Origin of the sequence: Massilia endophytica, assembly GCF_021165955.1 — a bacterium.
GTDB lineage: Bacteria > Pseudomonadota > Gammaproteobacteria > Burkholderiales > Burkholderiaceae_D > Rugamonas > Rugamonas endophytica.
This window is the reverse complement of the sequence record NZ_CP088952.1, coordinates 4,393,270-4,415,412: the sequence shown is the minus strand read 5'-3', so window position 1 is coordinate 4,415,412 and position 22,143 is coordinate 4,393,270. Positions and strand designations below refer to the sequence as shown.

The 22,143-nt window shown below is 60.4% G+C and carries 14 protein-coding genes, 2 tRNA genes and 3 rRNA genes; 10 read left to right on the top strand and 9 right to left on the bottom strand.

Annotation, left to right across the window (positions count from 1 at the left end; translation table 11 throughout):
- Positions 1-28: 28 nt before the first annotated feature.
- Both rpoC and LSQ66_RS20195 read left to right on the top strand, forming a co-directional pair.
- Positions 29-4,261, top strand: a complete 4,233-nt coding sequence (gene rpoC / locus LSQ66_RS20200) for a DNA-directed RNA polymerase subunit beta' (RefSeq protein ID WP_231766962.1) — start codon at positions 29-31, stop codon at positions 4,259-4,261.
- 77 nt (positions 4,262-4,338) lie between these two features.
- Positions 4,339-5,699 (top strand): IS3 family transposase gene (locus LSQ66_RS20195; protein WP_231765893.1). Its coding sequence is split into 2 segments (ribosomal slippage): positions 4,339-4,818 and positions 4,821-5,699, totalling 1,359 coding nucleotides; the frame shifts between segments, so codons are not numbered across the junction.
- A 191-nt stretch (positions 5,700-5,890) separates the two neighbouring features.
- Here LSQ66_RS20195 and LSQ66_RS20190 read toward each other — a convergent pair.
- From LSQ66_RS20190 to LSQ66_RS20150, 9 genes are all read right to left on the bottom strand, one after another.
- Positions 5,891-7,036, bottom strand: coding sequence for a D-alanyl-D-alanine carboxypeptidase family protein (locus LSQ66_RS20190; protein ID WP_231766961.1), 1,146 nt, complete (start codon positions 7,034-7,036; stop codon positions 5,891-5,893).
- Positions 7,037-7,108: 72 nt separating this feature from the next.
- The gene (locus LSQ66_RS20185; RefSeq protein WP_231770166.1) at positions 7,109-7,768 is read right to left on the bottom strand and encodes an alpha/beta hydrolase; all 660 of its coding nucleotides are present in this window, start codon (positions 7,766-7,768) and stop codon (positions 7,109-7,111) included.
- Positions 7,768-8,091, bottom strand: a complete 324-nt coding sequence (locus LSQ66_RS20180) for a (2Fe-2S) ferredoxin domain-containing protein (RefSeq protein WP_231766960.1) — start codon at positions 8,089-8,091, stop codon at positions 7,768-7,770. Before LSQ66_RS20180 ends, LSQ66_RS20185 begins: the two co-directional genes overlap by 1 nt.
- Positions 8,092-8,137: 46 nt before the next feature.
- Positions 8,138-9,277, bottom strand: coding sequence for a VanZ family protein (locus LSQ66_RS20175; RefSeq protein ID WP_231766959.1), 1,140 nt, complete (start codon positions 9,275-9,277; stop codon positions 8,138-8,140).
- Between the two features lie 3 nt (positions 9,278-9,280).
- Positions 9,281-9,895: an ABC-type transport auxiliary lipoprotein family protein gene (locus LSQ66_RS20170; protein WP_231766958.1), complete on the bottom strand. Its 615-nt coding sequence runs from the start codon at positions 9,893-9,895 to the stop codon at positions 9,281-9,283.
- Between the two features lie 8 nt (positions 9,896-9,903).
- On the bottom strand, positions 9,904-10,842 hold the full coding sequence (locus LSQ66_RS20165) for an MlaD family protein (protein WP_231766957.1): 939 nt from the start codon (positions 10,840-10,842) through the stop codon (positions 9,904-9,906).
- A gap of 10 nt (positions 10,843-10,852) precedes the next feature.
- Positions 10,853-11,689 (bottom strand): ABC transporter ATP-binding protein, encoded by an 837-nt coding sequence (locus LSQ66_RS20160; RefSeq protein WP_231766956.1) that lies wholly within the window; start codon positions 11,687-11,689, stop codon positions 10,853-10,855.
- Positions 11,689-12,816, bottom strand: a complete 1,128-nt coding sequence (locus tag LSQ66_RS20155) for an MlaE family ABC transporter permease (RefSeq protein ID WP_231766955.1) — start codon at positions 12,814-12,816, stop codon at positions 11,689-11,691. The genes LSQ66_RS20160 and LSQ66_RS20155 overlap by 1 nt, the downstream gene beginning before the upstream one ends.
- A 56-nt stretch (positions 12,817-12,872) precedes the next feature.
- Positions 12,873-14,336, bottom strand: a complete 1,464-nt coding sequence (locus LSQ66_RS20150) for a B12-binding domain-containing radical SAM protein (protein WP_231766954.1) — start codon at positions 14,334-14,336, stop codon at positions 12,873-12,875.
- A 320-nt stretch (positions 14,337-14,656) separates the two neighbouring features.
- On the opposite strand from LSQ66_RS20150, the gene LSQ66_RS20145 reads away from it, so the two are divergent.
- The 8 genes from LSQ66_RS20145 to LSQ66_RS20110 all read left to right on the top strand — a co-directional run bounded on the left by LSQ66_RS20145 (position 14,657) and on the right by LSQ66_RS20110 (position 22,140).
- Positions 14,657-16,187 (top strand): 16S ribosomal RNA (locus LSQ66_RS20145).
- 63 nt (positions 16,188-16,250) lie between these two features.
- Positions 16,251-16,327 (top strand) — tRNA-Ile (locus tag LSQ66_RS20140).
- Between the two features lie 9 nt (positions 16,328-16,336).
- Positions 16,337-16,412 (top strand) — tRNA-Ala (locus LSQ66_RS20135).
- 171 nt (positions 16,413-16,583) lie between these two features.
- Positions 16,584-19,457 (top strand): 23S ribosomal RNA (locus LSQ66_RS20130).
- 103 nt (positions 19,458-19,560) lie between these two features.
- Positions 19,561-19,673: ribosomal RNA gene (rrf, locus tag LSQ66_RS20125) — 5S ribosomal RNA — on the top strand.
- The 16S, 23S and 5S rRNA genes sit together here with 2 tRNA genes alongside, the layout of an rRNA operon.
- 125 nt (positions 19,674-19,798) lie before the next feature.
- Positions 19,799-20,281 carry an aspartate carbamoyltransferase gene (locus LSQ66_RS20120; protein WP_231766953.1) on the top strand — a complete coding sequence of 161 codons (483 nt, stop codon included), beginning with the start codon at positions 19,799-19,801 and terminating at the stop codon, positions 20,279-20,281.
- The gene (locus tag LSQ66_RS20115; protein WP_231766952.1) at positions 20,271-20,861 is read left to right on the top strand and encodes a Crp/Fnr family transcriptional regulator; all 591 of its coding nucleotides are present in this window, start codon (positions 20,271-20,273) and stop codon (positions 20,859-20,861) included. Before LSQ66_RS20120 ends, LSQ66_RS20115 begins: the two co-directional genes overlap by 11 nt.
- A gap of 43 nt (positions 20,862-20,904) precedes the next feature.
- A complete protein-coding gene (locus tag LSQ66_RS20110) occupies positions 20,905-22,140 on the top strand; it encodes an RtcB family protein (RefSeq protein WP_231766951.1) in 1,236 nt (411 codons plus the stop codon).
- Positions 22,141-22,143 lie beyond the last annotated feature (3 nt).

Below are 22,143 nucleotides of genomic sequence, written 5' to 3'. Positions count from 1 at the left end.
AAGAATTCATCACTACCTGGAGTGATACATGAAAGCCCTGCTCGATCTATTCAAGCAAGTACAGACGAACGAGACCTTTGACGCGATCAAGATCGGTCTCGCTTCGCCCGAGAAAATCCGTTCCTGGTCGTACGGCGAAGTCAAGAAGCCGGAAACCATCAACTACCGTACCTTCAAGCCGGAACGGGATGGCCTGTTCTGCGCCAAGATCTTTGGCCCGATCAAGGACTACGAATGCCTGTGCGGCAAATACAAGCGCCTGAAGCACCGCGGCGTGATCTGCGAGAAGTGCGGCGTTGAAGTCACGCTGGCCAAGGTGCGCCGCGAGCGCATGGGCCACATCGAGCTGGCCTCGCCGACCGCCCACATCTGGTTCCTGAAGTCCCTGCCGTCCCGCCTGGGCATGGTGCTGGACATGACCCTGCGCGATATCGAGCGCGTGCTGTACTTCGAAGCCTACGTGGTGACCGATCCCGGCATGACCCCGCTGAAGAAGTGCCAGATCATGTCGGAAGACGACTACGCCGCCAAGTACGAAGAGTACGGCGACGACTTCACCGCCTACATGGGCGCTGAAGGCATCCGCGAACTGCTGCGCTCCATCGACATCCACCGCGATGCCGAGACCCTGCGCGTGGAACTGAAGGAATCGAAGTCCGAAGCGAAGATCAAGAAGTACGCCAAGCGCCTGAAAGTGCTGGAAGCGTTCCAGCGTTCCGGCATCAAGCCCGAGTGGATGATCATGGAAGTGCTGCCGGTGCTGCCGCCGGAACTGCGCCCCCTGGTCCCGCTGGATGGCGGCCGCTTCGCGACCTCCGACCTGAACGACCTGTACCGCCGCGTCATCAACCGTAACAACCGCCTGAAGCGCCTGATGGAGCTGCGTGCTCCGGAGATCATCACGCGCAACGAAAAGCGCATGCTGCAGGAAGCGGTGGACTCGCTGCTGGACAACGGCCGCCGCGGCAAGGCCATGACGGGCGCCAACAAGCGTCCGCTGAAGTCCCTGGCTGAAATGATCAAGGGCAAGGGCGGCCGCTTCCGCCAGAACCTGCTGGGCAAGCGCGTGGACTACTCGGGCCGTTCGGTCATCGTGGTGGGCCCGCAGCTCAAGCTGCACCAGTGCGGCCTGCCGAAGCTGATGGCCCTGGAACTGTTCAAGCCCTTCATCTTCAACAAGCTGGAACTGATGGGTCTCGCGACCACCATCAAGGCCGCCAAGAAGCTGGTGGAAATGCAGGAGCCGGTGGTCTGGGACATCCTGGAAGACGTGATCCGCGAACACCCGATCATGCTGAACCGTGCACCGACCCTGCACCGTCTGGGCATCCAGGCCTTCGAGCCTGTGCTGATCGAAGGCAAGGCCATCCAGCTGCACCCGCTGGTCTGCGCGGCCTTCAACGCCGACTTCGACGGCGACCAGATGGCCGTTCACGTGCCGCTGTCGATCGAAGCGCAGATGGAAGCGCGCACCCTGATGCTGGCTTCGAACAACATCCTGTTCCCGTCCAACGGCGAACCGTCGATCGTGCCGTCCCAGGATATCGTGCTGGGCCTGTACTACGCGACCCGCGAGGCGATCAACGCCAAGGGCGAAGGCATGATGTTCCCGGACGTGTCCGAAGTCATCCGCGCCTACGACAACAAGGAAGTGGAACTGGCGACCCGCATCACCGTGCGTATCGTCGAGAATCCGAAGGACCCGGCCACCGGCGAGTTCGTGCGCACCGTCACGCGCTATGAAACCACCGTCGGCCGCGCGATCCTGTCCGAGATCCTGCCGAAAGGCCTGCCGTTCAGCGTGCTGAACCGTCCGCTGAAGAAGAAAGAGATCTCGCGCCTGATCAACACCTCCTTCCGCAAGTGCGGCCTGCGCGCCACCGTGGTGTTCGCCGACCAGCTGATGCAGTCCGGCTTCCGCCTGGCGACCCGCGCCGGTATCTCCATCTGCGTGGACGACATGCTGGTGCCGGCCGAGAAGAAGACCCTGATCGCGACCGCCGAATCCGAAGTCAAGCAGATCGAGCAGCAGTACGCTTCCGGTCTGGTGACGGCGGGCGAGCGTTACAACAAGGTGGTGGACATCTGGGGCAAGACCTCCGACGAAGTCGGCAAGGCCATGATGGACCAGCTGAAGGTGGAAGACGTCGTCAAGCGCGACGGCAGCAAGACCACCCAGGAATCCTTCAACGCGATTTACATGATGGCCGACTCGGGCGCCCGCGGTTCCGCGGCCCAGATCCGCCAGCTGGCCGGTATGCGAGGCCTGATGGCCAAGCCGGACGGCTCCATCATTGAAACGCCGATTACCGCGAACTTCCGCGAAGGCCTGAACGTTCTGCAGTACTTCATCTCGACGCACGGCGCCCGTAAGGGTCTGGCCGACACCGCGCTGAAGACCGCGAACTCCGGTTACCTGACCCGCCGCCTGGTGGACGTGACCCAGGACCTGGTGGTGATCGAGGACGATTGCGGCACCTCCAACGGCACGCTGATGAAGGCGATGGTCGAAGGCGGTGAAGTGATCGAAGCCCTGCGCGACCGTATCCTCGGCCGCGTGGCTGGCCAGGACGTGGTCAATCCTGAAACCCAGGAAACCGTGTACGAAGCCGGCACGCTGCTGGACGAGGACATGGTGGAAGAGATCGAGCGCATGGGCGTGGACGAAGTCAAGGTCCGCACCCCGCTGACCTGCGACACCCGCTACGGCCTGTGCGCCAAGTGCTACGGCCGCGACCTGGGCCGCGGCCTGCTGGTCAACGCCGGCGAAGCAGTGGGCGTGGTGGCGGCGCAGTCCATCGGCGAGCCGGGTACCCAGCTGACCATGCGTACCTTCCACATCGGTGGTGCGGCATCGCGCGCTGCGGTGGCATCGTCGGTGGAAGCCAAGTCGAACGGCACCATCCGCTTCACCGCGACCATGCGCTACGTCACCAACGGCAAGGGCGCCCAGATCGTCATTTCCCGTTCCGGCGAAGTGCTGATCACGGACGACCACGGCCGCGAGCGCGAGCGCCACAAGGTGCCTTACGGCGCGACCCTGATCGTGAAGGACGGCATGGCAGTGAAAGCAGGCGCGCCGCTGGCGACCTGGGACCCGCTGACCCGTCCGATCATCACCGAGTACGCCGGTACGGTGCGTTTCGAGAACGTCGAAGAAGGCGTGACCGTTGCCCGCCAGGTGGACGAAGTGACCGGCCTGTCGACCCTCGTGGTGATCGACGCGAAACGCCGCGGCTCGCTGACCAAGACCATGCGCCCGCAGGTGAAACTGCTGAACGACGACGGCCAGGAAGTGAAGATCGCCGGCACCGAACACGCTGTGGCCATTGGCTTCCAGGTGGGCGCGCTGATCATGGTGAAGGACGGCCAGCAAGTGTCCGTGGGTGAGGTTCTGGCGCGTATCCCGACCGAATCGCAGAAGACCCGCGACATTACCGGCGGTCTGCCGCGCGTGGCCGAACTGTTCGAAGCACGTTCGCCGAAAGACGCGGGCATGCTGGCGGAAGTCACCGGTACGGTGGCCTTCGGCAAGGAGACCAAGGGCAAGCAGCGCCTGGAAATCACCGACATGGACGGCAACAAGCACGAGTTCCTGATCACGAAGGACAAGCAGGTGCTGGTGCACGATGGCCAGGTGGTGAACAAGGGCGAGATGATCGTGGACGGCCCGGCCGATCCTCAGGACATCCTGCGCCTGCTGGGCATCGAAGCGCTGGCCCGCTACATCGTGGACGAAGTGCAGGACGTGTACCGTCTGCAGGGTGTGAAGATCAACGACAAGCACATCGAGGTGATCGTTCGCCAGATGCTGCGCCGTGTTCAGATCACCAATGCCGGCGACACCGACTACATCGTCGGCGAGCAGGTGGAGCGTTCCGAGCTGCTGGAAGAGAACGACAAGGTTGTCGCGCTGGGCAAGCTGCCAGCGACCTACGAGAACGTCCTGCTGGGCATCACCAAGGCCTCGCTGTCGACCGACTCCTTCATCTCCGCGGCCTCGTTCCAGGAAACGACCCGCGTGCTGACGGAAGCGGCGATTATGGGCAAGCGCGACGGTCTGCGCGGCCTGAAGGAAAACGTCATCGTCGGCCGCCTGATCCCTGGCGGTACCGGCCTGGCCTTCCACCGCGCCCGCCGCGAGAAGGAAGTGTGGGAAGCCGAAGAGCGCAACGCCCTGCTGCAAGCCGAGCGCGCAGCCATGAGCGGTGCGGATGTCGAAGCGATCGAAACCTCCTCGCAGGACAACGGCGAAGCGTAACAGCTTCCGCCCCAACGAAAACGGCGCCCTCGTGAACTGAACCCCAAGAGTTGGACACCAACTTTTGGGGTTTTTTCATGACGAAGTACGATGAGAAGTTCAAGCTAGCGGTAGTTCAGCAGTACCTGCGCGGCGGGGCCGGTTACAGGACGATCGCGCAAGAGCATAGGGTCGCATATGGGATGGTGCGACGCTGGGTGGAGTCGTTCCGGGCCCATGGTGTCGGAGGACTCAAGAAGAAGTTCAGCCACTACAGTGCCGAGTTCAAGCTCTCAGTCTTGCGGCACATGTGGGAAAATGAACTTTCATACGGTCAGACGGCCGCTCAGTTCAATATCCGCAATCCTGGCATTCTGGCTGCTTGGGGGCGTAGTTACGAAAATGGCGGGCTGGATGCCCTGCAGCCCGGCCAACGAGGAAAACCGAGCAAGATGGCAACCGCAACGGAAAAAACAGAAGATTCCCCCAACGATGACACGCGCACCCGCGAGGAGCTGCTGGCGGAGGTAAACCATCTCCGCATGGAGGTGGCATATCTAAAAAAGTTGCGAGCCTTGGTTCAAGCACAGCAGAAGGCGACTCCCGCCAAAAAGCGCAAGTAGTGCAGGAACTAAGGCAGCAGTATCCAATTGCCGGATTGTTGAAGCTGGCAAAGCTGCCGCGCAGCACCTTCTACTACCAGCAGAAAGTGCTTCAAGGCGGCGACAAGCACGCGCAGGTTAAAGAGCAGATCAAGACGATATTTAATCGTCACCAGGGACGTTATGGCTATCGCCGCGTCACTGCCGCGGTGCGTCAGCTGGGTCTGCTGGTCAACCATAAAAAAGTACAGCGCTTGATGGGAACGCTGGGACTGAAATCGCTGGTTCGACCCAAGAAATACCGATCATTCAGGGGCGAGGTGGGGCGTGCTGCATCGAACGAGCTGAACCGCCAGTTCCAGGCCGATGCCGCCAACCAGAAGTGGGTTACCGATGTGACCGAGTTCAATGTGGCCGGCAGGAAGCTGTATCTTTCGCCTGTGCTCGATCTCTACAACGGCGAAATCGTCGCCTTCGAAACCGCCGAGCGTCCCAAGTTCGAATTGGTCAGCTCAATGCTGAAGCAGGCACTGGCGAAACTCGGCCCCAACGACAAACCGATGCTTCATTCCGACCAGGGGTGGCAATATCGTATGCCCGCCTACCAGCGTCAGCTCCACCAACGCGAGCTGGTGCAAAGCATGTCGCGGAAGGGAAACTGCCTCGATAACGCGGCGATGGAGAGCTTTTTCGCGGTGTTGAAGACCGAGTTCTTCTACCTCAATAAGTTCAACAGCGTCGAGGAACTCAGGGCTGGGCTGAAGCGCTACATCCATTACTACAACCATGACCGCATCAAGCTCAAACTAAAAGGGCTGAGCCCGGTACAATTCCGGACTCAGCCCTTGGCTGCCTAACTAAACTGTCCAACTCTTTGGGGTCAGTTCACAAGCGGGCTTTTGTTTTTGTTGGCAGAGGGGTCAGACCCCGGACGGGGTCTGACCCCGAAAACCTGGTCCGCCACCGAACACGGTCAGCGGACTATGTTCGGTGGCGGACTACGGTACCGGGGACAGACCCTGTTCAGGTCTGTCCCCTCTGTAATGGATCACTGCAGCCAGAGCCTGATCGAATCCCATGCCCGGCCGAAGATGGATGCCTGGTCCACCGGCTCCAGGGCCACCACCGGCAGCTCCAGCAGCGGCTTGCCGTCCACCATCATCTTCAGCCTGCCGACGTTGCTGCCCTCGGCAATCGGCGCCACCAGCGGGTCCTTGCGTTCCAGCACGGGCTTCATTTTCGCGGCCACGCCCTTCGGCACGGTCACCAGCACATCCTGGCGGAAGCCGATCTTCAGGTTGTTCTTCGAGCCCTTCCACACCTGCGGCGTGTCGATGGCCTGGCCCTTGGTGTAAAGCTTCACGGTATCGAAGTTCTGGAAGCCCCAGTTCAGCAGCTTCTGGCTCTCGGCGGTGCGCACCGCGTCGGACGTCGTGCCCATCACCACCGAGATCAGGCGGCGCTCGCCATTGCCGTTCGGGCGGCGGGCGGACGCCACCATGCAGTAGCCGGCCGCCTCGGTGTGGCCCGTCTTCATGCCGTCCACCGTCGGGTCCAGCCACAGCAGGCGGTTGCGGTTCTGCTGGGTGATCTTGTTGTAGGTGAAGCTCTTCACCGAGTCGATCTTGTAGAACTCCGGGAAGTCCTTGATCACGTTGCGCGCCAGGGTCGCCAGGTCGGTGGCCGTGGTGTAGTTCTCCGGGCTGGGCAGGCCGTGCGGATTGGCGAAGTGCGTGTTCGCCATGCCCATGCGCTGGGCTTCCCGGTTCATCAGGGTCACGAAGGTCGCCTCGTCGCCCGCAACCGCCTCGGCCAGGGCCACGGCCGCGTCGTTACCGGACTGCACCATCAGGCCATACAGCAGGTCGCTGATCGACACCGGCACGGCGGGGTCGATGAACATCTTGGAGCTGCTCGCGTCCACCTTCCAGGCGCGCACCGACACGTTGACCTTCTGGTCCAGGGTCAGCTTCTTGTCGCGCAGGGCGGTGAAGGTCACGTAGGCCGTCATGATCTTGGTCAGCGAGGCAGGCTCGACCCGCATGTTCGGGTCCTGCGACGCGATCACCTGATTGCTGGTGGCGTCCAGCAGCAGCCAGGAGCGGGCGGCGATCGTGGGGGCGGGAATGGTTTGTGCGAAAGCGGTGGAAAGAATCAGCACACTGGAAACCAGTGCAGCAAGCAGCTTTTTCATTGGGTCTGGATTGGATAGTGAAGGAAGCAGCCGCCGGGCGCGTGTGCCCGGCGGCCCGGACATTATAGGCACTTATTCCGCGTCGGCGTCGTCCTTTTGTTGCGAACCGCCCTGCCACAGCGCAATCACCCAGCTCTTGATATGGCCGAGCTTGCGGTGGAAAAAGTGGTCGGCGCCGGGAATCACGAGCACGGGGATATCCTGCGGACGGGCCCAGTCGAACACGGCCTGCAGGGGAATCGTGTCGTCATTTTCGCCGTGGATCAGGATCGTATTGGCGGGAACGTCGGCCATTTCCCACTTGCCCGCCGCGCTGCCCACCAGCACCAGGCGCTCGGCAGGGGTGCCCGCCGCCGTGAGGCGCTTCTGCAGCTGGGACTGCACATAAGTGCCGAAGGAAAAGCCCGAGAGCGCCACCGGCAGGCCGGGATACTGCTCCGTCATGTGTCGGTACAGCAGTTCCATATCGTCCGTTTCGCCGTGGCCGCGGTCATGCACGCCTTCCGACTGGCCCACGCCGCGGAAGTTGATGCGCGCCACCACATAGCCCAGCGACACGAAGGCGCGCGCCAGGGTCTGGGTGACCTTGTTTTCCATGGTGCCGCCGTACAGCGGGTGAGGGTGGGCCACGAGGGCGATGCCGCGCGGCGCGCCCTCGGTCGGCTTGTCCAGCAGGCCTTCCATCAGGCCTGCGTTGCCCTGCATCGTAAAGTGCTTGGTATTCTTGTTCATCATTCCTTGATCTTCAGCCTTTCCACCGGCTGTCCGTTCACGAGGTGCTGGTCAATGATTTCGTCGATATCGCTGGTGTCCACATAGGTGTACCAGACGCCCTCGGGGTAGACCACCATGACGGGGCCGTGCTCGCAGCGGTCCAGGCAGCCAGCCTGGTTGATGCGCACCTTGCCCGCGCCGTTCAGGTCCAGTTGCTTGCAGCGCTTCTTGGCGTGCTTCTGTGCCTGCTCGGCGCCGCGCGGGCCGCAGCTCTCGCGGCCGTCATCACGGTGGTTCATGCAAAAGAACACGTGATGCTTGAAATAGGGAGTGTCGCTCATGCTCATGTCCGTTGAAACTCAGTGCAAGGCGTAATGATACCCGTGATCAGCCCTTATTGAGTTTATGGGAGGGCAGCCACAGGAACCAGAGCGCCACGAAGGGCCAGGTGACGGACAGGAACTGGGCCGCGCCGTTGAAGTTCAGGAACTTGCCCTGCACCCATGATTGCAGCGTCGCGCTGAAATAGGGATTGACCGGCGTCGTGTTCACGATAAGCAGGCTGAGCAGGATGGTGGCAGCCGCCAGCCGCCGCTGCGCCTTCTGCGGCGCGAAGGCCAGGCCTGCGAGCATGATAGCGCCGATGAGGAAGCCGCCCTGGGCGCCGGGTGTAATCCAGGTGAAGGCGTTCTCCGGGGAGAACAGAAGCGCCGTTGCCAGCGAGCGGGTGACCACGGCCGCGCCGATCAGGCACATCACCAGCAGGGCGCGCGGGGCAGGATGGCGCATCAGGCACAGCAGGGTCAGGGCCGCGCCTACCATGCCGCAGGCCGTCACAATGGTTTCGGACAGCCAGTACTGCTCCACTGTCAGTTCCATGTCCGGCCGCACATAGGAGGCGAGGTCGATGTCCATTTCCAGTAGGCTGCTCAGCCATTCGGACAGGATGGGCAGGAGTTCGCCCAGCCCGAACAGGAAGGATTGCGGATAGATCTGGGCCAGCGGCCACAGGGCCAGCAGCACGAGGCCCTGGCTGGCGTGCTGGGCGAACCAGCGCTGGCGCAGGCGGTAGAGATGGCTGGTGTCGAGCAGCTTGCGTGCGCTCAGCACCCCGGCCAGGCCGCCGATGGCGCAGCCGATGGCGTTGGTATAGAAATCGAGGTTGGACGATACGCGGCTTGGAAGATAGGTCTGCACCGCCTCCATCAGGCCCGAGGTCAGCGCGCCCGTAATGGCCACGAGCAGGAAAGCCCAGATGCCGCGCACGCGTGGATGCATGGCATACGCCAGCAGCATGCCGAAGGGGATATAGCCGATCACATTGATCACTGCATCGAACAGCGTCCAGTAGCGCGGCATGGACGTGTGTTCGAGGAAGATAAGCGGCGAGAGACCTTGGCTATGCCAGCCCGAGAAGGGATACCAGCTTGCGTAGACTATCAGCAGCAGATAGGCCAGCAGCGCGGCGCGCGCAACGGGCGACCCTTTGCGCGGCGGCGCGGCGCTGGCGGGTACTGGCTGCTCCATCGTTTACTGCGGCTGCGCGGGCAGGGTGGCCAGCCAGGCCAGCAGGTCGGCCGCGATGGCGTCGGCGGTGGCGGCCAGTGCGCGCGCTCCGCCCGGCGCGTCAGCGCTCGGCGCGGGCGTGTGGCGCGAGAAGGTGCGCTGGTCGATCAGCTTGTGCGCCTTGAAGATCGAAGCGCGCAAGGTGATGCTGGCGCTGCTCGCCGTCTGGCTATCGAAATTTTGCGAGAACTCGTCAGCTTCCAGGCGCAGCAGCGGCGTGCCGCCACTGGCGTCCGTGGTATTCAGCACCTTCACGCCTGCCTGCGCCATGCGCGCCTTCAGGCGCTGGGTGAGCAGCTGCATGGGGTTGGCGGCCCACTGGTTGTAGGCATAGGGGCGCGATTGCTGGGCGTCCGCATACATCAGGCGGTAGTACATGCGCTGGGTGTCCAGCACGGCCGGTCCGGTGACGTCGGACACCACGATCACGGGATAGTTCGCCGGCGCGGCCGCGGCGGCGGGCGCCGTGAGGGGGCCGAAATCGAAGGTGGTCGATGCCGGGCCTTTCGTGGCGGCGCAGCCTGCAAACAGCGCTGCGCAGGCAAGGAGGGACAGGGAACGGAGCATCAGTGTCGTCATGGCAGTCCTTATTTGGCCGGTGCAGTGAAGCCAGGTTCGCCCGGTCCCGGCGCAACCTGCGGTGCGCCGAACAGAATGCTTTGCGGGCGTTCGTTCAGGGTGTTCATCGTGCGGCGTACGGCGCGCATCGAGGATTTGGTTTCGTCGGTCAGTCCGGTAATGCTTGGCAGGGCTTCGAGCTCCACGCCGGAAGTGACGGCTTCCACGGATGTGGCCGCGCGGTCCACTGCCGCCGTGATGCGTGTGACGGCGCCGTCCGGGCCCTGCAGCGAACGCGAAAGCTGGGTTGCGCTGTCGGCCAGTTCGTTTACGGAGCGCACGGCGCGGTCGGTCTGTTCCGCCAGCGCGGGCAGCTTGTCGAGGGTTGGACCCAGCTGCTTGGGGAGCTCGCGGTATTCGCGCGCGGTTTCGCTCACGTCCGAGAAAGCGGAGAGCATGGTCTTCTGGTTCTCGGGGCTGAGCAGGGTATTCAGTTTTCCTGTGACGTTCTCCGCCTGCTCCAGGATCGCCTTGCCGCGCTTCTCCAGCTGGTCGAACAGGCCGGGGCGCAGCGGAATGCGGCTTGGATTCTTCTTGCTGGTGCCCAGGGCAGGCGAGCCGACGGATTCGTCGTCCAGCTGGATATAGGCGATGCCGGTCACGCCCTGGTAGCCGAGGGTGGCGAAGGTGGTGCGGGTAATGGGCGTGGCGGGATCGATGCTCAGGTGGACGAGGATCTGGCCTGCCGCCTTCGGATCGAAGTCGATCTCGTCCACCTTGCCCACTTCCAGCCCGCGGTAGCGCACTGCCGCCTGCGGATTCAGGCCCGGTACGGCGAGGGTGGTCGCAATCAGGTAGGGGTCATACTGCACGCGGTCGCGGTTGAACCAGATGCCGAAGAACACCGCCGCCACCAGCAGCGATATCGTGAAGATGCCCGTCATGAATGCGTGTGATCGATTCTCCATACCTGCTCCTTTATTCGAGGGCTTCCAGTGCGCGCTTGCCGCGGTCGCCCAGGAAGAACTCCTTGATGAACGGATGGTCCACGCGGATCACCTCACGCGTCGGTCCCACCGCAATCACGTGTTTCTCGGCCAGCACGGCGATGCGCGTGGACAGCGCGAACAGCGTATCCAGGTCGTGCGTCACCATCACCACCGTCAGCCCCAGCTCCCGGTGCAGGGACTTGATCAGCGAAACGAAGCTTTCGGACCGGTCCGGGTCCAGGCCCGCCGTCGGTTCGTCCAGGAACAGCAGCTTCGGCTCCAGGGCCAGCGCCCGCGCCAGCGCCACGCGCTTGATCATGCCGCCCGAGAGGTCGGAAGGCATCTTGTTCGCGTGCTCGGGACCCAGGCCCACCATGTTCATCTTTAATAGCACAGCATCGCGGATCAGATCGTGCGGCAGCACGCGCAACTCGCGCATCGGCTGGGCGATATTCTCGAATACCGTCAGCGCGGAATACAGCGCGCCCTGCTGGAACAGCATGCCCCAGTGGTTGCGCAGCAGCTGCAGCTGGTCCGCCTTGGCCTGCGTGATGTCCTCGCCGAACACGCGCACGCAGCCCTTCGTCGGGCGCTCCAGTCCGAGCATCTGCCGCAGCAGTACCGTCTTGCCCGTGCCCGAGCCGCCCACGATGGACATGATCTCGCCCTGCTCGATCTTGAGATTCAGCTCGTTGTGGACGACGGTGCGGCCGAACTTCGTCTGGAGATTCGTGATCTCCACCACCGGCACGCTGCCGTCCAGTGTCAGCTCGCCCGGCGTATCGGGGCAGCCGCATTCCTCCTTGGACTGGGTCTCGTCGCTCATTAGTAGCCCACCCCGTTGAAGACGATGGCGAACACCGCATCGGCCAGGATCACCACCGTAATGGCAGTCACCACCGAAGTCGTCGTGCCGCGCCCCAGGCTCTCCGTATTGGGCTGGATGCGCAGGCCGAAATGGCAGGACACGAGCGCGATCAGCATGCCGAACACGCCGCCCTTGCCCAGGCCGATCATGTAGTTCGCCAGCGGCACCGCATCCGGCAGCTTCTGGATGAAGTAGCGCGCGGAGAGATTCAGCTCCACCTTGGCCGCAGCCATGCCTCCGATCAGGGCCATGGCGTCGGTCCAGATCACGAGCAGCGGCATGGAGATCGCAAGCGCGACCACTTTCGGCAGGATCAGGCGGAAACCGTGCGAGATGCCCATCACGAGCATCGCATCCAGTTCCTCGGTCACGCGCATCACGCCCAGCTGCGCCGTGATCGACGACCCCGAGCGGCCCGCGACCAGGATGGCCGCCAGCAGCGGCCCCAGTTCGCGGATGATGCTCATGCCCAGCAGGTTCACGAGATAGATGTCGCCGCCGAAGTTGCGCAGCTGCTGCGCGGAGAGATAGGAAAGCACCACGCCGATCAGGAATCCCACGAGCGCGGTGATGCCGAGGGCCTGGAAGCCCGCGTGGAAGATGTTCGCGGAGATCTCCCGCCACGGTCCGCGGATAGGGTTCTTCAGGAAGCGCCACATGTCCTGCGTGACCTGCCCGATCAGGCTGATAAAGCCCTGCATGTGCTCCACGAAGTGCAACACGCCAGCGCCCAGCGTGGTGATCCACCCCATGTGTGCGGCGCGGGTGCGCGGGAGTTCCAGCTTGCCCGTCGCTTCCAGGCGATTGAAGAATTCGTTCTGGCCGTCCGCCAGCTTGAGCGAAGCGGGGCGCTTGTAGTCCCAGGCTTGCCAGAGCAGCTGGGCGCCCATGTGATCGAGGCTGTCGATGGCGCTCAGGTCCCAGTGCACCTGCTTGCCGTGCAGCCGGTTCAGCGTGGAAGAAATGGCCTTGATGGTTTTGCGATGAGCCAGTGCGTGAACCTGCCAGGTGCCTTTGGCGGTCACGGTCGATTCCGGCGTTTCGCCGGAACTGATTGTCAAGGTTGGCTCTTCTGCAATAGGCATGTCGCCAGTGTAAGTGAGAATTGTTCTCTTCGCTACAGGATCGCCCCCAACAGTGCTCAGGCGGCAAGGTGGCGCGCCTGGCGCTGCGGCAGTGCGGTGGCCGCGGCCTTCTTGCGGACGCCATGGCCGTCCAGCGCAAGCAATGCTTCGGCATCTTCGCCCTGTTCCTCCAGATAGCGGCCGATCAGGGCTGCCAGCCGGTCGAGCGCAATGCGGTGCGTCGCATCCGTGTTCGCATACAGCCAGTCCGAGAGCGCCATGAAGCGGTGGAAGGGACGGTCGCCCAGGAGCACGGGCGTGGTGTGCGTGAAGCGGCCGGAGTTTGCCACCAGGTCCCAGTAGCGCGCGAAACGCACCAGGCGCTGCATGGTGGGGAAGCCAATATCGCGGTTGGCGAGAATGGTGTACGGCGGGTGCGGGTCGTACACCATGCCGAATTCCTCGGTATGGCGGATGATCGGCGTGCCGCGCAGGCGCTTCAGGATGCCGAACTGGATCTCGTGCGGGCCGAGGGCCCACAGCTTGTCGAAGCCCTCGGCGAAGCTCTCCACGGTTTCTCCGGGCAGGCCTGCGATCAGGTCCACGTGCATGTGCACATTGGAGTGCTCGCACAGCCAGCGGATATTGTCGGCCGCCTTCTGGTTGTCCTGCTTGCGGCTGATGTGGCCCTGCACCGCCGGGTTGAAGCTCTGGATGCCGATCTCGAACTGCAAGGTCCCCGGCGGGAACTTGGCGATGCCTTCCTTCAGCGCATCCGGCAGGTGGTCAGGCACCAGCTCGAAGTGGGCGTAGACCGGATCGTCCGGATTCGCCGCCAGCTTATCGAGGAAGAACTGCATGATCTTCAAACTGGTCTTGATGTTCAGGTTGAAGGTGCGGTCCACGAACTTGAACAGGCGTGCGCCGCGCGCATGCAGCGACTCCATCTCGGCCAGGAAGGTATCGATATTGAATGGCCACGCCGTCTTGTCCAGCGCCGACAGGCAGAACTCGCACTTGAAGGGGCAGCCGCGCGATGCCTCCACATACAGGGTGCGGTGGGCGATGTCCTCATCCGAGTAGAGGGAATAGGGCATGGCAATGTCCGCCATGGGCGGCTGCACGCCTGCGTGTACCTTCATCAGGGGTTTGGGGCCGTTCAGGATTTCGCCGCACAGCTTGGAGAAGGTCACGTCGCCCCAGCCGGTCACCACATAGTCCGCCAGCCGCACGATCTCCTGCTCGCCGGTCTCGTGGGAGACCTCCGGTCCGCCCAGCACGATCACCAGCTGCGGCGCCACGCGCTTGAGAGTGGCCACCAGGCGGGCCGTTTCCTCAACGTTCCAGATATAGACGCCGAATCCCACGATGCGCGGCTGGTGCGCCAGGATGCGTTCCACCAGCTCCGTCGTCTTCGCCCCGATCACGAATTCCTGGATGCGTGTCTGGGGCGCCAGCTCCCCCATATTGGCCAGCAGGTAGCGCAGGCCCAGGGATGCATGGGTGTAGCGGGCGTTGAGCGTCGAGAGCAGGATCGTCATAAATTCACATTTTACCCTTGCGCTGCGGCCACCGGTTCGCTATAGTTCTGTCCCTCGCAACGCAGCACACGCAGCGAAGCGAACGAAGAGGGGTTGACGAGCTGGATGAAACAGCGGATAATCTCGCCTCTCTGCTGATGAACAAAACGCTTCATCGGAACAGCAGGATCTTTAAAAATTAACAGTCGATAAGTGTGGGCGTTTGAAGAAGTGCACGGAGCTTAGGCTCCGATGCTCAAATAATAGATTCAAACGTTCACAAGAAATATGTCAGTATTTTGAGTGAATGACCCCAATGGAAACATTGGAAAACAGAGATTGAACTGAAGAGTTTGATCCTGGCTCAGATTGAACGCTGGCGGCATGCTTTACACATGCAAGTCGAACGGCAGCGCGGGCTTCGGCCTGGCGGCGAGTGGCGAACGGGTGAGTAATGTATCGGAACGTACCCAAGAGTGGGGGATAACGTAGCGAAAGTTACGCTAATACCGCATACGATCCAAGGATGAAAGCGGGGGACCTTCGGGCCTCGTGCTCCTGGAGCGGCCGATATCTGATTAGCTAGTTGGTGAGGTAAAGGCTCACCAAGGCGACGATCAGTAGCTGGTCTGAGAGGACGACCAGCCACACTGGGACTGAGACACGGCCCAGACTCCTACGGGAGGCAGCAGTGGGGAATTTTGGACAATGGGGGCAACCCTGATCCAGCAATGCCGCGTGAGTGAAGAAGGCCTTCGGGTTGTAAAGCTCTTTTGTCAGGGAAGAAACGGCTGTGGCTAATATCCACGGCTAATGACGGTACCTGAAGAATAAGCACCGGCTAACTACGTGCCAGCAGCCGCGGTAATACGTAGGGTGCAAGCGTTAATCGGAATTACTGGGCGTAAAGCGTGCGCAGGCGGTTTTGTAAGTCTGTTGTGAAATCCCCGGGCTTAACCTGGGAATGGCAATGGAGACTGCAAGGCTGGAATCTGGCAGAGGGGGGTAGAATTCCACGTGTAGCAGTGAAATGCGTAGAGATGTGGAGGAACACCGATGGCGAAGGCAGCCCCCTGGGCTAAGATTGACGCTCATGCACGAAAGCGTGGGGAGCAAACAGGATTAGATACCCTGGTAGTCCACGCCCTAAACGATGTCTACTAGTTGTCGGGTCTTAATTGACTTGGTAACGCAGCTAACGCGTGAAGTAGACCGCCTGGGGAGTACGGTCGCAAGATTAAAACTCAAAGGAATTGACGGGGACCCGCACAAGCGGTGGATGATGTGGATTAATTCGATGCAACGCGAAAAACCTTACCTACCCTTGACATGGCAGGAACCCTGGAGAGATCCGGGGGTGCTCGAAAGAGAACCTGCACACAGGTGCTGCATGGCTGTCGTCAGCTCGTGTCGTGAGATGTTGGGTTAAGTCCCGCAACGAGCGCAACCCTTGTCATTAGTTGCTACGAAAGGGCACTCTAATGAGACTGCCGGTGACAAACCGGAGGAAGGTGGGGATGACGTCAAGTCCTCATGGCCCTTATGGGTAGGGCTTCACACGTCATACAATGGTACATACAGAGGGCCGCCAACCCGCGAGGGGGAGCAAATCCCAGAAAGTGTATCGTAGTCCGGATTGTAGTCTGCAACTCGACTGCATGAAGTTGGAATCGCTAGTAATCGCGGATCAGCATGTCGCGGTGAATACGTTCCCGGGTCTTGTACACACCGCCCGTCACACCATGGGAGCGGGTTTTACCAGAAGTAGGTAGCTTAACCGCAAGGGGGGCGCTTACCACGGTAGGATTCGTGACTGGGGTGAAGTCGTAACAAGGTAGCCGTATCGGAAGGTGCGGCTGGATCACCTCCTTTCTAGAGTCGCACGGACTCAAACGTTCACACTTATCGGCTGTTAGTAGAAGAAGAAACGAGCGCGGGTCTGTAGCTCAGCTGGTTAGAGCACCGTGTTGATAACGCGGGGGTCGTTGGTTCGAGCCCAACCAGACCCACCAAGTACATACGGGGGATTAGCTCAGCTGGGAGAGCACCTGCTTTGCAAGCAGGGGGTCGTCGGTTCGATCCCGTCATCCTCCACCACTGCATTTACGAAAAACCAGTGTTTTTGGTAAGTGTAGTTCTCGTTCTTTAACAATCTGGAAGAAGTAAAGTTTTATTAAGCGAGTATCGAAAGATACTTACTTAGGGTAGTAGTAAAACTCATCAAACACAGTAGTAAATGCTTGATACCGATAGCCGTCAAGGTTATAGGGACAAGTGAATAAGTGCACATGGCGGATGCCTTGGCGATTACAGGCGATGAAGGACGTAGAAGTCTGCGATAAGCTTCGGGGAGCTGACAAACAAGCATTGATCCGAAGATTTCCGAATGGGGAAACCCGGCCTTTTAGGTCATCGTTAGCTGAATACATAGGCTAACGAAGCGAACGCGGCGAACTGAAACATCTAAGTAGCTGCAGGAAAAGAAATCAACCGAGATTCCCAAAGTAGTGGCGAGCGAAATGGGAAGAGCCTGTACGTGATAGTCGAGCTGATAGTGGAACCACCTGGAAATGTGGGCCATAGCGGGTGATAGCCCCGTACACGAAATCAGAACGGTGGTACTAAGCGTACGACAAGTAGGGCGGGACACGAGAAATCCTGTCTGAAGATGGGGGGACCATCCTCCAAGGCTAAATACTCGTAATCGACCGATAGTGAACCAGTACCGTGAGGGAAAGGCGAAAAGAACCCCGGGAGGGGAGTGAAATAGATCCTGAAACCGTGTGCATACAAACAGTCGGAGCCTCTTCGTGGGGTGACGGCGTACCTTTTGTATAATGGGTCAGCGACTTACATTCAGTGGCGAGGTTAACCAGATAGGGGAGCCGTAGAGAAATCGAGTCCGAACAGGGCGCCAGTCGCTGGGTGTAGACCCGAAACCAAGTGATCTACCCATGGCCAGGTTGAAGGTGCGGTAACACGCACTGGAGGACCGAACCCACTAATGTTGAAAAATTAGGGGATGAGCTGTGGGTAGGGGTGAAAGGCTAAACAAACTTGGAAATAGCTGGTTCTCTCCGAAAACTATTTAGGTAGTGCCTCAAGTATCACCACCGGGGGTAGAGCACTGTTATGGCTAGGGGGTCATCGCGACTTACCAAACCATTGCAAACTCCGAATACCGGTGAGTGCGAGCTTGGGAGACAGACGTCGGGTGCTAACGTCCGGCGTCAAGAGGGAAACAACCCAGACCGCCAGCTAAGGTCCCAAAGATTGGCTAAGTGGAAAACGAAGTGGGAAGGCTAAAACAGTCAGGATGTTGGCTTAGAAGCAGCCATCATTTAAAGAAAGCGTAATAGCTCACTGATCGAGTCGTCCTGCGCGGAAGATGTAACGGGGCTAAGCCAGTCACCGAAGCTGCGGATATCCGTAAGGATATGGTAGGAGAGCGTTCTGTAAGCCTGCGAAGGTGTCTTGTAAAGGATGCTGGAGGTATCAGAAGTGCGAATGCTGACATGAGTAGCGATAATGCGGGTGAAAAGCCCGCACGCCGTAAGCCCAAGGTTTCCTGTTCAACGTTCATCGGAGCAGGGTGAGTCGGCCCCTAAGGCGAGGCAGAGATGCGTAGCTGATGGGAAGCAGGTTAATATTCCTGCACCGTCGTATGATGCGATGGGGGGACGGATCGCGGAAGGTTGTCTGACTGTTGGAATAGTCAGTTTCTGGTTCATAGAAGGCGCTTAGGCAAATCCGGGCGCGTAATTCAAGGGACTGGGACGAGCGAGCTTGTCTCGCGAAGCAATCGGAAGTGGTTCCAAGAAAAGCCTCTAAGCTTCAGTCATACGAGACCGTACCGCAAACCGACACAGGTGGGCGAGATGAGTATTCTAAGGCGCTTGAGAGAACTCGGGAGAAGGAACTCGGCAAATTGGTACCGTAACTTCGGGAAAAGGTACGCCTCGGTAGCTTGACCACTTTACTGTGGAAGGGCGAAAAGGTTGCAATAAACTGGTGGCTGCGACTGTTTAATAAAAACACAGCACTCTGCAAACACGAAAGTGGACGTATAGGGTGTGACGCCTGCCCGGTGCTGGAAGATTAAATGATGGGGTGCAAGCTCTTGATTGAAGTCCCAGTAAACGGCGGCCGTAACTATAACGGTCCTAAGGTAGCGAAATTCCTTGTCGGGTAAGTTCCGACCTGCACGAATGGCGTAACGATGGCCACACTGTCTCCTCCCGAGACTCAGCGAAGTTGAAGTGTTTGTGATGATGCAATCTACCCGCGGCTAGACGGAAAGACCCCATGAACCTTTACTGTAGCTTTGCATTGGACTTTGAACCAATCTGTGTAGGATAGGTGGGAGGCTTTGAAGCGGGGACGCCAGTTCTCGTGGAGCCAACCTTGAAATACCACCCTGGTTTGTTTGAGGTTCTAACCTTGGCCCGTGATCCGGGTCGGGGACAGTGCATGGTAGGCAGTTTGACTGGGGCGGTCTCCTCCTAAAGTGTAACGGAGGAGTTCGAAGGTACGCTAGGTACGGTCGGACATCGTGCTAATAGTGCAATGGCATAAGCGTGCTTAACTGCGAGACCGACAAGTCGAGCAGGTACGAAAGTAGGACATAGTGATCCGGTGGTTCTGTATGGAAGGGCCATCGCTCAACGGATAAAAGGTACTCTGGGGATAACAGGCTGATTCCTCCCAAGAGTTCATATCGACGGGGGAGTTTGGCACCTCGATGTCGGCTCATCACATCCTGGGGCTGTAGCCGGTCCCAAGGGTATGGCTGTTCGCCATTTAAAGTGGTACGTGAGCTGGGTTTAAAACGTCGTGAGACAGTTTGGTCCCTATCTGCCGTGGGCGTTGGAAATTTGAAGGGGGCTGCTCCTAGTACGAGAGGACCGGAGTGGACGAACCTCTGGTGTACCGGTTGTCACGCCAGTGGCATTGCCGGGTAGCTAAGTTCGGAAGAGATAACCGCTGAAAGCATCTAAGCGGGAAACTTGCCTTAAGATGAGATTTCCCGGAGCCTTGAGCTCCTTGAAGGGTCGTTCGAGACCAGGACGTTGATAGGTCAGGTGTGGAAGTGCAGTAATGCATTAAGCTAACTGATACTAATTGCCCGTACGGCTTGTCCCTATAACCTTGACGGTTATGCGCATTTACCAGTGTTTGAGAACACTACCCTCTACTTCTTCCAGATTCAGGCTGCAGCGACATCGCTGCAGCCGTACAAGTCATGCCTGATGACCATAGCAAGTCGGTCCCACCCCTTCCCATCCCGAACAGGACCGTGAAACGACTCTGCGCCGATGATAGTGCTGCAACCAGTGTGAAAGTAGGTTATCGTCAGGCTGTTATACCGAGAAAGCCCGCTAGAAGATCTAGCGGGCTTTTTCTTTTTGGGGCTATGATTTCAGTCATATTTTTCCTCGCTGCCGAGCGTTAGAGTTCGCTGCTCTATCACTCGAAGGAAAGTCATGAAACTCATTGCCCTGCTTATCGGTGCGCTTGCTGCGCACGGCGCCCTGGCCCAGACGCGCGAACAGGAAGTTCGCGCTCGCGGGCCCCTGGTGATGCCTTTTTCCCTGCACGCCACCACGCACGTGTTCACGAAAACGCCGGATGGCGGCGTGCAGAAGGTCCTCGTAAAGAACCTGTCGGAGACGAACCAGCGCGACCTTGTGCAGGTACATCTCAGGCACATCGCCGCCGCTTTCTCGGCAGGAGACTTTTCGGGCCCATCGGCACTGCATGGCGATGGGATGCCTGGCCTGGCCAGGCTGAAGGCAGCTCCTCCAGGCGCGGTATCGATAAAGTATGCGCCGCTGGCCAATGGCGCCCAGATCACGTACTCGACAAAGGACGCAGCCTTGCAGGCAGCGCTCCACGCGTGGTTCGACGCGCAGTTGAGCGATCACGGAAGCGATGCCACTTCCGGGCACGCGCACCATGGGCACTGAGACGCCGGCCGCGCTGCTTGAATCGGTGGCGGCAAGCCACCTGTCGCTGCCGGACGGCGCCTCGGTATTCCTGCAAGGAGCCCCCGCGCAGCAGGTCTACTTTCTGGAGAGTGGCCACGTACGCCTCCTGCGCCACCTCGAGGATGGGCAGCTCATCACACTGCACACCGCCGGCCCCGGCGAATTCTTCGCCGAGGGAGCCTTGTTCACGGAACGCTATCACTGCAACGCCGTAACGCACGGCGCATGCGGACTGCGGGTGCTCAGCAAGGCCGTCCTCCTGCAGCGCATGGCGGCGGACGCCAGCCTTTCCTTGCTATTCCTCGAGCGCGTAACGCGCCAGCTGCACCGGGCGCGTACGCTCGCCGAACTGCGCAATATCCGCAGCGCCCAGGAGCGTACCTTGCAGCACCTGCGCCTGTCGCTGCCGGCGGGTGCGTCGGCGCTGACCTTTGCACATCCTTTGCTGCATGTCGCGAGCGAGCTTGGGCTCGCACACGAGGTCTATTACCGCTGCCTCGCCAATCTCGCGAAGGCAGGCGTGATCGAACGCGAGGGGCGCACCATCCGGTTTCTCTGATCGTGTGCGCGGGCCTTCTGCGAGTTGGCAGATAATGCCAGCCATGAAGACTGAGGATTTCGAGACACTGGACGTGCCTGGCGGCAGTCCCGTGAAAATGTGGACGCGTGGCGTACCTGTCGAGCAGGAGGCGAAGGCACAGCTGGCGAGCACGGCGAAGATGCCCTTCATCTACAAGCACATTGCGGTCATGCCGGACGTGCACCTGGGCAAGGGCTCCACCATCGGCAGCGTGATTCCAACGCTGGGCGCCGTCATTCCCGCGGCGGTGGGTGTCGATATCGGCTGCGGCATGATGGCTGCGAAAACCACGCTCACCGCCAATGACCTGCCGGACAACCTTGGTCCCCTGCGCAGCGCCATCGAGAAGGCGATCCCGCACGGGCTCTCGCCGAAGACCCGCAGCTTCAAGGGCCGCGACGCGGGCTCCTGGGAGAACCCTCCTTCCGCTGTCGATGCCGCGTGGATGACGCTGAAGAACGAATTCGACGAGATCTGCCTCAAAACGCCCAAGCTCCGCCACACCAACAACTACAAGCATCTCGGCACGCTCGGAACGGGCAACCACTTCATCGAGGTATGCCTCGACGAGGAAGGCGCCGTGTGGTTCATGCTCCACTCGGGTTCGCGCGGTGTGGGCAACGCCATCGGCTCCCACTTCATCGAGCAGGCCAAGCAGGACATGCGCACGCACATCGCGAACCTGCCCGACCAGGACCTGGCTTATCTCAAGGAAGGCACCCAGCACTACGACGACTACGTGCAGGCGGTGGGCTGGGCGCAGAAGTTCGCGCGCATCAACCGCGAGGTGATGATGCAGAACCTGATCGCCGCCGTGCGCACCGTGATCAGGAAGCCTTTTGAAACGCATGTCGAAGCCGTGAACTGCCACCACAACTACGTGCAGAAGGAAACGCACTTCGGCAGGGAGGTGCTGGTGACGCGCAAGGGCGCTGTATCGGCGCGCAAGGGAGAACTGGGCATCATTCCTGGCTCGATGGGCGCGAAGAGCTACATCGTGCGCGGCAAGGGCAATGAAGAGAGCTTCCAGAGCTGCAGCCATGGCGCCGGCCGCACCATGAGCCGCAACGAGGCCAAGCGCCGCTTCTCGCTGGAAGACCAGGTCCGCGCCACGCAAGGCGTCGAATGCCGCAAGGATGCCGCCGTGATCGACGAGATCCCGATGGCCTACAAGGATATCGACAAGGTGATGGAAGCGCAGCGCGACCTCGTGGAGGTGGTGCACACGCTCAAGCAGGTCGTTTGCGTAAAAGGCTGAACG

Coding starts and splice junctions, on each gene's coding strand:
- LSQ66_RS20110 (WP_231766951.1), top strand. CDS start 20,905: ATGAAGACTGAGGATTTCGAGACACTGGACGTGCCTGGCGGCAGTCCC.
- LSQ66_RS20190 (WP_231766961.1), bottom strand. CDS start 7,036: ATGAAAAAGCTGCTTGCTGCACTGGTTTCCAGTGTGCTGATTCTTTCC.
- LSQ66_RS20160 (WP_231766956.1), bottom strand. CDS start 11,689: ATGAGCGACGAGACCCAGTCCAAGGAGGAATGCGGCTGCCCCGATACG.
- LSQ66_RS20155 (WP_231766955.1), bottom strand. CDS start 12,816: ATGCCTATTGCAGAAGAGCCAACCTTGACAATCAGTTCCGGCGAAACG.
- LSQ66_RS20180 (WP_231766960.1), bottom strand. CDS start 8,091: ATGAGCGACACTCCCTATTTCAAGCATCACGTGTTCTTTTGCATGAAC.
- LSQ66_RS20185 (WP_231770166.1), bottom strand. CDS start 7,768: ATGAACAAGAATACCAAGCACTTTACGATGCAGGGCAACGCAGGCCTG.
- LSQ66_RS20165 (WP_231766957.1), bottom strand. CDS start 10,842: ATGGAGAATCGATCACACGCATTCATGACGGGCATCTTCACGATATCG.
- LSQ66_RS20170 (WP_231766958.1), bottom strand. CDS start 9,895: ATGACGACACTGATGCTCCGTTCCCTGTCCCTCCTTGCCTGCGCAGCG.
- LSQ66_RS20150 (WP_231766954.1), bottom strand. CDS start 14,336: ATGACGATCCTGCTCTCGACGCTCAACGCCCGCTACACCCATGCATCC.
- LSQ66_RS20175 (WP_231766959.1), bottom strand. CDS start 9,277: ATGGAGCAGCCAGTACCCGCCAGCGCCGCGCCGCCGCGCAAAGGGTCG.
- LSQ66_RS20120 (WP_231766953.1), top strand. CDS start 19,799: ATGAAACTCATTGCCCTGCTTATCGGTGCGCTTGCTGCGCACGGCGCC.
- LSQ66_RS20115 (WP_231766952.1), top strand. CDS start 20,271: ATGGGCACTGAGACGCCGGCCGCGCTGCTTGAATCGGTGGCGGCAAGC.
- rpoC (WP_231766962.1), top strand. CDS start 29: ATGAAAGCCCTGCTCGATCTATTCAAGCAAGTACAGACGAACGAGACC.